This is a genomic window from Paenibacillus suaedae (assembly GCF_032337355.1).
Classification (GTDB): domain Bacteria; phylum Bacillota; class Bacilli; order Paenibacillales; family Paenibacillaceae; genus Paenibacillus_B; species Paenibacillus_B suaedae.
Map to the genome: position 1 here is coordinate 203,087 of NZ_JAVYAA010000009.1, position 10,442 is coordinate 213,528.

The window sequence follows — 10,442 nt, forward strand, 5'->3', positions numbered from 1 at the left end:
CAGCTGCATTTCAACCAAGCATCATGTTAGACATACGTATGGTACACAAAGGAGTACATATGATGAATGCGAGTCCTATAGCATACAAAAAAGCAAATCATGCGCTCAATATATACGCCACCCAGATCGACTGCGGGCCTGTGCGCTATCGTGTCCATTACTGGGGCTTCATGCCCCAACATTACCATAACACGCTGCATCGACATTCTTTTTTTGAAATGTGCTACGTCATGGAAGGGAGCGGAGAATATATCGACGATGGCAAGCATTATCCGCTATCCTCAGGAACCTCCTTCTGTTCCCGACCTGGCATCTGGCATCAGATTCGCAGTGACGAGGGTCTTGCGCTATGTTACGTCGCCTTCGACATCATCGAATCAGATTCGGCAGATGCTTACGCTCGTGCCTATCAAGTACTGGCGCAAGATGCCGTCCCTGTTATTCCTTCAGCTGAGAAGTCAGCAACAGCAGCGCTGTGGGGCGCCCTGCTGTACATGTTCGATAACGCGAATGGGCAGGGACAAGCCGCTTACCCGATTGCGGTACTGCAATCGACAGCTGGGGCACTGCTGTATTCGATGCTGCCGCTATTCGCGCCGCATACCTACCAGCTCCCGGAAGTGTCCATAGGCGCCGCGAACATTTCTGTCGGCACGAATGATCTGTTCCGCAGAGCCTGTCTGTACTTAGCGGATAACCTTAGTGAACCGCTGTCGCTTGAGATCGTGGCACAGCATTTGCACATTTCTCCCCGTCATCTATCCCGACTGTTCATGCAGCATGGCGGTCAGACGTTCGTCCATTATGTACAAGAACGGCGTATCCAATTGGCGAAGGAGCTTCTACTCGATACTGATGCAGCCATTAAGCATATCGCTGCGCAGTGTGGCTTCGAGTCGGTGCATTATTTTACAAGAGTATTCACCCAGCTGCTCGGAGTATCTCCTGCACGTTACCGTCGCCGTTATCTCCACCGCGCTCGTCCCGATACAGATCCGAGTCAACGTCCGAACGCATAATGATGTCCGTATTTTACAAAAACAAAGCCAACCAGTCCAAATACAACCTTCCCACCATTTCTTACAATGAGGGCATACAGGAGAGAAGACAGGGGTACACAATCTCTGCTCTTCGCTGCCATGTCACTGACCTTCTGAAGCCGGAATGGAGCGGAAGGTTTCTTTCATTACTTGTTACCTAGCTGAAATGGAATTGGAGGCCTTACATGATGAACATCGAACAGCATATCGCGCGTGCGGTAACCCCCTCCCCGAAGCGGACTTGGACCATTTATGCGATACACCACTCCCATACGGACATTGGATATACAGAACGCCAGGAGAAGATCGAGCGCTATCACGTCGAATTTATTCGACAGGCGCTGAACATTGTACAGCAAGCATCGAACGGAACGAAGCCGGAATGGAAGGGATTTCGTTGGACCTGCGAGACATTCTGGGCAGTGGAACGTTTCTTGGAGCAAGCTTCGGAGAAGGAGCGCGAGCAATTTGCGGAGGCTGTGCGCAGCGGCAGCATCGAGCTGTCTGGTACGTATTTGAATATGACGGAGCTGCCGGACTATTCCTTATTGCATAGCATTCATCGTAAAGCACAGACATACGCAGAGTCGATCGGGCAACATGTGGACTCAGCAATGACTGCTGACATTAACGGTTATGGATGGGGGTATGCCCAGAGCCTCCTCGACAATGGCATCAAGCATTTATTCAGCTGCATCCACACCCACCACGGTATGTTCGCACTTGGCCGCAAGCAGACGCCCTTCTGGTGGCAGGCGCCGAATGGCGAGAGATTGCTCGTCTGGAACGGAGAGCACTACATGTTCGGCAACGAGCTTGGCTTATGTCCCGGTGCACTCGGCAAGTATATGATCCAAGACGAATTCGATAACCAGTTAATCGATGCGCATCATGACGATATTGCACGCATCCGTATGCACCGTTATGTAAACCAGCTTGAGGAAGAAGGGTACCCCTATGACTTTGCACCGGTCATGCTGTCTGGTTTAGGCACAGACAATGCTGCACCCAACGGCCGAATTATGGAATTCATTCGCGACTGGAATGCCCAATACGGCGATACAATTCGCATTGAGATGACGACGCTTCATGATTTCTTTGCTAGATTGAAGCAGGAAGATGTAGACCAATTACCGGTCTATACAGGAGATTGGCCGGATTGGTGGTCTGACGGCGTCAGCTCGACAGCCATGCATACGCAGCTGTTCCGTGACGCACAGCGCACACTGCGCAAGGTGAAGCGCCTCGATCCTAAGGCTAGCATCGTGGAGATCTCGAAGCTGAATCAAGTCGAGCAAGCACTTGTCATGTATGCGGAACATACATGGGGCTACCACTCCTCCATCTATGAGCCATGGCACCCGAACGTACAGCTGCTCGAAGTACGCAAGCAGGCCTATGCAGCCGAGGCCAGCCGCCTTGCGCACCAAGCGCTGGATCAGGTGCTGTTCGCGCAAGGTGCTGCACCTCTATATCCTGAGCGTCCATTCCGCTATCGCATTGTGAACACGGAGCATGCACCCGCTGCCAAGCTTGTCGCCCTATCCTTGGATGGATGGGAGCCTGCTCTATTCGAAGGTGGATTGGAAGTCGTACATGAAGGAACCGGGAATGTGCTTCCGCACCAGTCCCCTCACCCACAGTCCGTTGTCGTTCAAGTCACGCTCGGTTCAGGTGAAGAGTGCTTCCTGAACCTTCGTAAGGCACCAGCTCGCCCTACAAATCTGACAACATCCAATACCCGCCTGATGGGAAGTGATCGAGTCTATGATATGGAGGACTTGCATGCAGAAGAGTCTGCACATGGTCCTATTCGTATTGCTCAGCATTCGATTGAATCACCCTATGTACGGATTGAATGGAAGGAAAACGAGGGCATTACCTCTTGGATCGATAAACAAACGGGATGCGAAATGCTGGCAGCCAATCGCGAGCACGGTGCATTCACACCCATTTACGAGGTCACTCCGGCTGCTGATTCAAGCGATCAGAGCCAAGTCTGGGCTGTTCGCAGCCGGATGGGACGCAATCGCAAGGGTATAAACGTAGAGCGAAGCACCGGTCGCCTCGTCCGTGCACGTCCAATCGAGAATGGTCCGTTATATGCGACAATAGAGCTGACTTACGTGATCGAAGGAATGAGCTATTACGCACTATTCCTGAAGGTACATGCTGCATCGAATCGGGTCGAGATATCTGTTCGGCTTCACAAAGACAGCGTATGGCTTCCCGAGAACGTATATGTCGCACTGCCGTTCACGACTGGCGAACATCACAAAGATACCTTGTATGTAGAGAAAGCAGGAGCCATCGTACGTCCATGGATCGATCAGCTGCCAGGCACGTGCCTGGATTATACGTGCATTCAAGAAGGTCTGGCATGGTGCAATCATACGCATGCATCGCATCCTAATTCAGCTGATCCTAGCGATAAACCTCCAGTGACAGACTATACAGGTTCACAGTCCGAAGAGCTTACACTGCTTCTCGCTATGCCCGATACACCGCTGCTGCAACTGGGATCGCTTGAGCATGGCCGCAGACTTGTTCATACCCAGCAGTCGCTGGACACTAGGCCGTCTACCTATGCTTGGTTAATGACGAACTATTGGGAAACGAATTTCAAAGCCACACTCGGAGGCTTCTACGAATTCTGTTATGCTGTGGAATTGCGTCATGATGTAAGCGCAGCGCAATTGTCCAATGAAATTTCCACGCTTGCCACATCGTTTACTGTCGCTCGCATGAGTTAAGGCTGCCGCATCTTTCAAAGTGCAGTATCATCCGCCCCCTGATGTCCACTCCCATCAAGGCATCAGGGGATTTACCCTTCATTAGCCATCACACACAACCTTGTCTCCTTAATAAAAAAAGACCCAAACGGGCTCCATTCTCTCCCATTCAGGCCTTCTTGGCATATTGTAAACTTACTCATGTACACGCTGATGCTGCAATTCAAATGCACACTGTACGGGTACTATGAATGTACGAGTACGTTGTACGGGGGTACGATTCGTTCGTTCAACGTGCGGGTTCTACGTTTGCTTACCAGCAAGCTTGAATATCGGATCAACCTTCTGCCTTCGCAATTTCTGCATCAAGATCGCGGCTCGTCAGGTCAGCGTTCATGAACGCTTCGGTCTCAGGGAAATGCATATGCACCTCTGACGGCTTGCCTATCTGCACGATGCCTGATTTAAGCTGCAAGTCCAGCACATGCCCGCCGCCTGTGCGCGCATCATCAACGAAGTGATGGTGATAGCCCGCTACAGCTATTCCTTGAGCAAATGCTGGCATGCGGAACGCTGCTACAGTTCCCTTTTTCTTCTCCAATGTGAATGTTGGCTGAGATTCGATTGCCTCCAAGAACGGGCGGAATGGCGGCTTCTGCTTCGCAACAGTACGTGTTACTACACATTCGAACTCCCCGTCAATACGAATCGCATAGAACAGGTTCAGGCTCGGGAGCAGGCTGTCTATCAGCTGCTCTAGCTGGCTGCGGCTCATTGGCTGGTTCACACGGAATGTCTTGACTGGCTGGAAGAACGTTACGGAAGCAAATGGAGTTCCGTCTTCCGGCTTCACGGGCGTTACACTGCTGTCGGAGCGCAGGCGATAATAGTCCCCATCGAAGGCGATTAATTCCCCATCCAATTCATTGAATGTGCCTATACCGAAGTCGCCATGCTGCTTCAGCTCAGCCATTGTCATGCTCCCCTCGAATACACCGTCGAGCAGGGCGCTCATGGTAGATGTCTGGAAAATGGCGCTCGGCTGCTCTGAGCGGTGTTCCGCTTCTCGTTCCGTTGTTGTATATGAGTCCGATGGACGTAATGTTGTGTTGACTGGATGTTCCAATACGGCATTCATCTTTTCTGTTCCTCCTTGTAGCAAGCTGTACTTTCCCACGCTGCCAGATGCACTCTTAGTGGAATTGGTCTGGGAGCAGCGTATCTCCAAGCGCGATATTATCACTGTAATCGACCGGAATGTCGATAACGACAGGCCCTTCTGCTTCAAGCGCCTTCCTCAGTGTCGGTACCAGTTCGGCAGGATCCGTGACACGGTAGCCAGTAGCTCCGTAGCTCTCTGCATACTGCACCATGTCCGGCTGGCCGAATTCGACACCTGCAGTCCGGCCATATTTCATTTGCTGCTGGAACGCAACCATATCGTACGTGCCGTCATTCCAGACGAGATGGACAATCGGCAGATTCAAGCGAACGGCTGTTTCAAGCTCCATCGCAGAGAACAAGAAGCCCCCATCCCCTGATACGGATACCACCTTCTCATTCGGACGAACCAAGGCAGCAGCGATGGCCCAAGGCAAGGCGACGCCAAGTGTCTGCATGCCATTGCTGAACAGCAGGCGGCGCGGCTCATAAGAGCGGAAGTAACGCGCCATCCATATATAATGAGAGCCCACGTCACACGTTACCGTAACGTTGTCATCGATGACGCTGCGCAGACCATGAATAATTTGCAAGGGATGAACCGTTCCCGGCTTCACCTTCTGCGGCGGCTCGCACGCCTCTACCAGCTTCGCAAGCAAGGAATCGCACAGCACCTTCGCTTCTGGCGTCCGCTGCAAGCCGGCCAAGTGCTTCGTCAATTCCTGCACGGTACGATCGATGCTTCCGAGCAGCTCCATCTCAGGCTGGTAATCATGATCAATGTCGGCTTGGACATCATCGAGATGAATGATGTGGCGCTTGCCATCATGATTCCAGAACTTCGGATCGTATTCCACGGGATCGTACCCGATGGTCAGCACAACATCCGATTGTTCAATCAGCTCATCCCCCGGCTGATTGCGGAACAATCCGATACGGCCGAAGAAGTGAGCCTCCAATTCGCGAGAGATGGCACCTGCCGCTTGGAAGGTCTCTACAACCGGAATGTTGGTATGTGCGACCAACTGCCGAATCGCATAGACTGCTTCCGGCGAGCTTGCCCGCATCCCAAGGAGAATGACCGGGATGCGGGCACTGCGCAATGCTTCAGCCGCCTCGGCTATTCCTTCGGAAGGAGCCGCTCCAAGCCGTGGCGAAGGCAATGGCCCAATCGCCGATACCTCTACCGGACTAGTAATTACATCCTGCGGCAGGCTGACGAAGGCTGCACCCTGACGCGGCGAGGTCGCTGCACGGAAGGCATTCGTCAGCACCTCCGGCAGGTTGTCTGGATGCTGCACTTCTGCGCTGTACTTCGTAACCGGCTGGAACAGTGCTGCATTGTCCATGGATTGGTGTGTCCGCTTCAAGCGATCTGCACGAGATACAGCGCCACCTAAGGCAACCACTGGATCTCCTTCCGCCGTTGCAGTAACAAGACCTGTTGCCAAGTTGGATGCCCCTGGTCCAGATGTCACCAGGCACACCCCTGGTTTGCCTGTTAATCGCCCTACCGCGGCAGCCATGAACGCTGCGTTCTGTTCATGCCGACACACAATTAAAGAAGGGCCACGATCAACAAGTGCGTCAAAAACGCTGTCAACCTTAGCCCCTGGAATTCCAAATATATGAGTGACGCCTTGACGATTCAGGCAGTCTACGACAATGTCTGCTCCACGCATAGTGGATGATTGTGAATGGGTAACGGAATCGACACGATGGTTTTCAACGCGTTCGCTTGTTTGATGGTTCGTGCGAGTCTTCGTAGTGTTCATGACGGTCATTCCTTTCCTCATGGCGATAATTGGCATAATACTAGTACAGTATAAAACACATGTTGTGAAAACACATGAAAATAATCAGTCTGTATTATATATAATACTCCTTTTTTGTATTTTGTCTATTCGCATTTTTTAATCGGTCATGGTACATTCGAGAATAGATGCCTGGCTAATGATCCTAGACTACCTTATACTACCGAACGAAAGGATAGATTTTCGATGAATGATAAATGGAACAAGCTCCATTCCGCCATGGAGCAAAGCGGCATTGACGTGATGCTCATTACCGATCCCAAACATGTCTATTATTTGACTGGCTTTGCTTGTGATCCGCATGAGCGCTTCCTTGGAATCGTAGTCCCTCAACAGGGCGAACCAACACTGATTGTACCTGTACTGGACGGGGACAAAGCAGCCGCTGTATCTGTGGTGCAACAGATTGCTACCCATACAGATACAGACAACCCTTATGACATCCTAAAGCAACATCTGCCACAGCAGGCAGCTCGCTTCGCGATCGAGAAGGGACATATGTCCGTACAGCGCTATGAAGCATTAACGAGTGCCACAGCAGCGAAAAGCTTCGTAGATGCAGGCCCAATCCTGCAGGCGATGCGTGTCATCAAGTCGGAAGAAGAAGTCGTTCGCATGAAAGAAGCAGTTCGACTTGTCGAAGCTGTTCTGCTGGAAGGCGTAAGCCGAGTTAAAGTGGGCATGAGTGAAATCGAAATGGTGGCAGAGCTTGAATATTTGATGAAGAAGCTTGGTTCAGACGGCCCATCCTTCAGCACGATGGTGCTGGCTGGAGAGAATGCAGCACTCCCGCACGGCGTACCAGGTTCCCGCAAAATAAAGGAAGGCGAGCTTCTCTTGTTCGATATGGGCGTATACGCGAACGGGTATGCCTCTGACATTACGCGCACATTCGCCGTAGGTGAAGTGAATGATACTTGCAAGGAAATTTACAATACGGTGCTCGCCGCGAACATGGCAGCCATTGAAGCTGTGAAGCCAGGTGTTACGTTCGGCAGCCTTGATCGCACAGCACGCAAGGTCATTGCGGACAAAGGCTACGGCGATTATTTCACCCATCGTCTCGGTCATGGCCTCGGCATCGATGTCCATGAGTACCCATCTGTACATGAGCGCAACGAGGATGTGCTTGAGCCGGGCATGCTGTTCACGATTGAACCGGGCATCTATGTGCCGAAGGTGGCTGGCGTGCGCATCGAGGATGATGTCATCGTAACCGCAGACGGTGTTGAGGTATTGACTTCTTATCCAAAGGAACTTACGATCATCGGCGGGTAAGGCATTTCCTTCTAAAAGAATCCATACGTAACTTGGAGAAGCATTGTATGTACCGTACAAACCTCCAAAAACAAACACCCACCCTCCTGCTTATCTTAAGCATGGAGGGTGGGTGTTCTTCTGCATATTCGATTAACTCAACTTAGATCCAAATTGGAACAAAAGCTTTCGTCAATCATCCATCATCTCGCTCTTCTCGACAGATTCCCGGTTCGGAACATCCTTCAATCGATAGCTAAGCGTAACGAATACATATTCATCCTTAGTCTTCTGCTCCCGCAGTTCATCATTGGCAATCAGGGATTGTTCCGGATTGAAAGGGGGCGCCGCATAGTTGGATGAGATCGCATGCTGTAAATAATACGCCTTCTCCGCCCATTCCATCGGCGTCATTGAGGAATAGGCAATCTTCAAATCCGCAGGCAAATCCTCACCAAACTGTCCTTTTCGCATTCCATCCTCGATTACGTCCATACCTTGATGAGTAATGCGCAGAAGCTCCTGTACAATCAGACTGGAATGCTCCTGTGATAATTCCTTCCCCAACGTATAGCTACGCTTCTCTTGATTTGCAAGATAATACTTCTCGATTAGATTCCCCTGCTGCTTCGTCTCAATGAGCTCCAGCAGCCCGGCCTCCTCCAGCTTTTTCACATGGTAGTACAGTCTGGATGGCTTCTCATCCATTATCTCTGCCATCTGCTTTACCGTAATCGGCTCGTTTTGCGCAAGCCGCAATATTTGCATTCGGCGCGGATCTAGCATGATCTTCAACAGCTCGACATCGTTAATTATTCGTTGCTCTTGCAAGCTGTCCCCTCCTTAGTCTGAAGAAGACATCGCTAGGTCTCCTCCTGCCATACTCGCTTCGTTCGTTGTTCGAAGTGCTTGATTATATTTTAACAGAGGGAAAATAGCCACGACAATAATAAGCAGCAATCCGGCAAGCGCGGTGGCAAGCAATACGCCGAACATAGAAGCGAATAACCCGCCTATGCCTATGCCAAGAACCGTGCCAGCTTGCGACACAGAATCGAATACGCCCGATCCGCGGCCTCTCATTTCATCTGGCATAATCGTAATAAACAAACTGCTAAGCGGCACGTTCGCGCAGGCCGTCGATACGCCAAGACCAATCGACCATACATATACACTCAGCACGCCGCTCTCTTGATACAGCGAATACAGCGGCACAATGAGCAAGCAGAATAGGCCGATAACCCCGACTGCCCCGAGCAGCAGAACATTGGAAGCCATCCGCTTCATGAGATAAGGTGCAGCGAGCGCCCCCAATATGCTGCCTATTGCCACCATGCTGGAAATGAAGCCAAAATGCTCGGCAGGGATGCGGAAGGTTTGCAGCAATGCCGCATTCAGGTTTGTATTGATGACACCCACGACGAGCATGATCGGTACAAGCAGCAGAAGAAGCGCGAATAATCCATCGTGGCGGTAAATCGTGCGCAGCCCCACCTTCAAGGATTTCCAGTACGGTTCCTTCTCAGCAGCTGACTGCTTGCGCACCCCGCGTTCATCTTGGATATCTTCATGGGTTCGATCAGGAGCAGGTGCTGCCTTGGACATCGCGTAAATAAACAAAGCAGACAGCACAAACGTAAGTCCATTAAAAAGGAATAGCCGGTCAAAATGACCTAGTGGAATTAACAGCCCCGCAATCGATGGCCCCACCAGCCTCATAGCCATATAAGTAGCCTGCGAGAAGGAAACGGCCTGCGGGATATTCTCTTTCCCAATAAGACTGGGCACTATAGCGGAGCGCGCAGGCTCAAAAAACACGGTGCCGATGTTTTGCAGCAATACTAAAGCATAAATTCCGTATAAATTGTTCTGGGATGCGATAAGCAGCATGACAATGATCGCACGGTAGATATCAGCGGCCATCATGATGTGGCTACGCTGGAAGCGATCAGCGATCGGGCCTACGAATGTTCCAAGGAGCATGCTTGGCAGTACATTAGCGAGTACGACAAGACTAATAGCCAGCGGATCGCTTGATAAATGAGCGACAAGAAAGATAACAACGAGCCGTGTAATACCGTCACCAAGCTCAGAAATGATTTGGGCAAGCCATAGAAATCGGAATGCGCGATTGTTTATGAGCAGCTTCATAAGGAACCCTCCACTAAGGTTATTTTTATCGTTAAAATTTATTTTAGCGATAAAAATGTTTTTGTAAAGGGGTTATTTCCCTGTTCGCAAAATAAATATGAATTGCTGTGCAAGCTCATCTGACAACAAAAAAGGGGCTGTCCCATAAGTAGGTTTTTACTACCTGTGAGACGACTCTAGATTTGAAAAAGGTCGAGCTATGGGTTACATTTGTACCCATACTCGACCTTTTTGCTTCATTGTTGCCCACTTCAGCAAATTGTGGGCAAGGGAAAGCCACCCGACCT

At 50.9% G+C, this 10,442-nt stretch carries 7 protein-coding genes; 3 read left to right on the plus strand and 4 right to left on the minus strand.

From position 1 onward, the window contains the following. Positions 1-59: 59 nt before the first annotated feature. On the plus strand, positions 60-1,019 hold the full coding sequence (locus RQP50_RS27115; protein ID WP_315747282.1) for an AraC family transcriptional regulator: 960 nt from the start codon (positions 60-62) through the stop codon (positions 1,017-1,019). Between the two features lie 206 nt (positions 1,020-1,225). Next, complete coding sequence (locus RQP50_RS27120; protein ID WP_315747283.1) at positions 1,226-3,793, plus strand: glycoside hydrolase family 38 N-terminal domain-containing protein; 2,568 nt, start codon at positions 1,226-1,228, stop codon at positions 3,791-3,793. Positions 3,794-4,109: 316 nt separating this feature from the next. Here the strand turns inward: RQP50_RS27120 and budA are convergent, their stop codons facing one another. Both budA and alsS read right to left on the minus strand, forming a co-directional pair. After that, the gene (budA, locus tag RQP50_RS27125; protein ID WP_315747284.1) at positions 4,110-4,910 is read right to left on the minus strand and encodes an acetolactate decarboxylase; all 801 of its coding nucleotides are present in this window, start codon (positions 4,908-4,910) and stop codon (positions 4,110-4,112) included. A 55-nt stretch (positions 4,911-4,965) separates the two neighbouring features. Beyond that, positions 4,966-6,615: an acetolactate synthase AlsS gene (gene alsS / locus RQP50_RS27130; RefSeq protein ID WP_315747289.1), complete on the minus strand. Its 1,650-nt coding sequence runs from the start codon at positions 6,613-6,615 to the stop codon at positions 4,966-4,968. A 318-nt stretch (positions 6,616-6,933) separates the two neighbouring features. On the opposite strand from alsS, the gene RQP50_RS27135 reads away from it, so the two are divergent. Further along, entirely contained in the window at positions 6,934-8,025 is a 1,092-nt protein-coding gene (locus RQP50_RS27135; protein ID WP_065293757.1) for a M24 family metallopeptidase, read from the plus strand. Between the two features lie 171 nt (positions 8,026-8,196). Here the strand turns inward: RQP50_RS27135 and RQP50_RS27140 are convergent, their stop codons facing one another. Next, positions 8,197-8,835: an ArsR/SmtB family transcription factor gene (locus RQP50_RS27140; protein WP_072729091.1), complete on the minus strand. Its 639-nt coding sequence runs from the start codon at positions 8,833-8,835 to the stop codon at positions 8,197-8,199. 12 nt (positions 8,836-8,847) lie between these two features. Then, the gene (locus RQP50_RS27145; RefSeq protein ID WP_315747285.1) at positions 8,848-10,155 is read right to left on the minus strand and encodes an MFS transporter; all 1,308 of its coding nucleotides are present in this window, start codon (positions 10,153-10,155) and stop codon (positions 8,848-8,850) included. Positions 10,156-10,442: the final 287 nt, after the last annotated feature.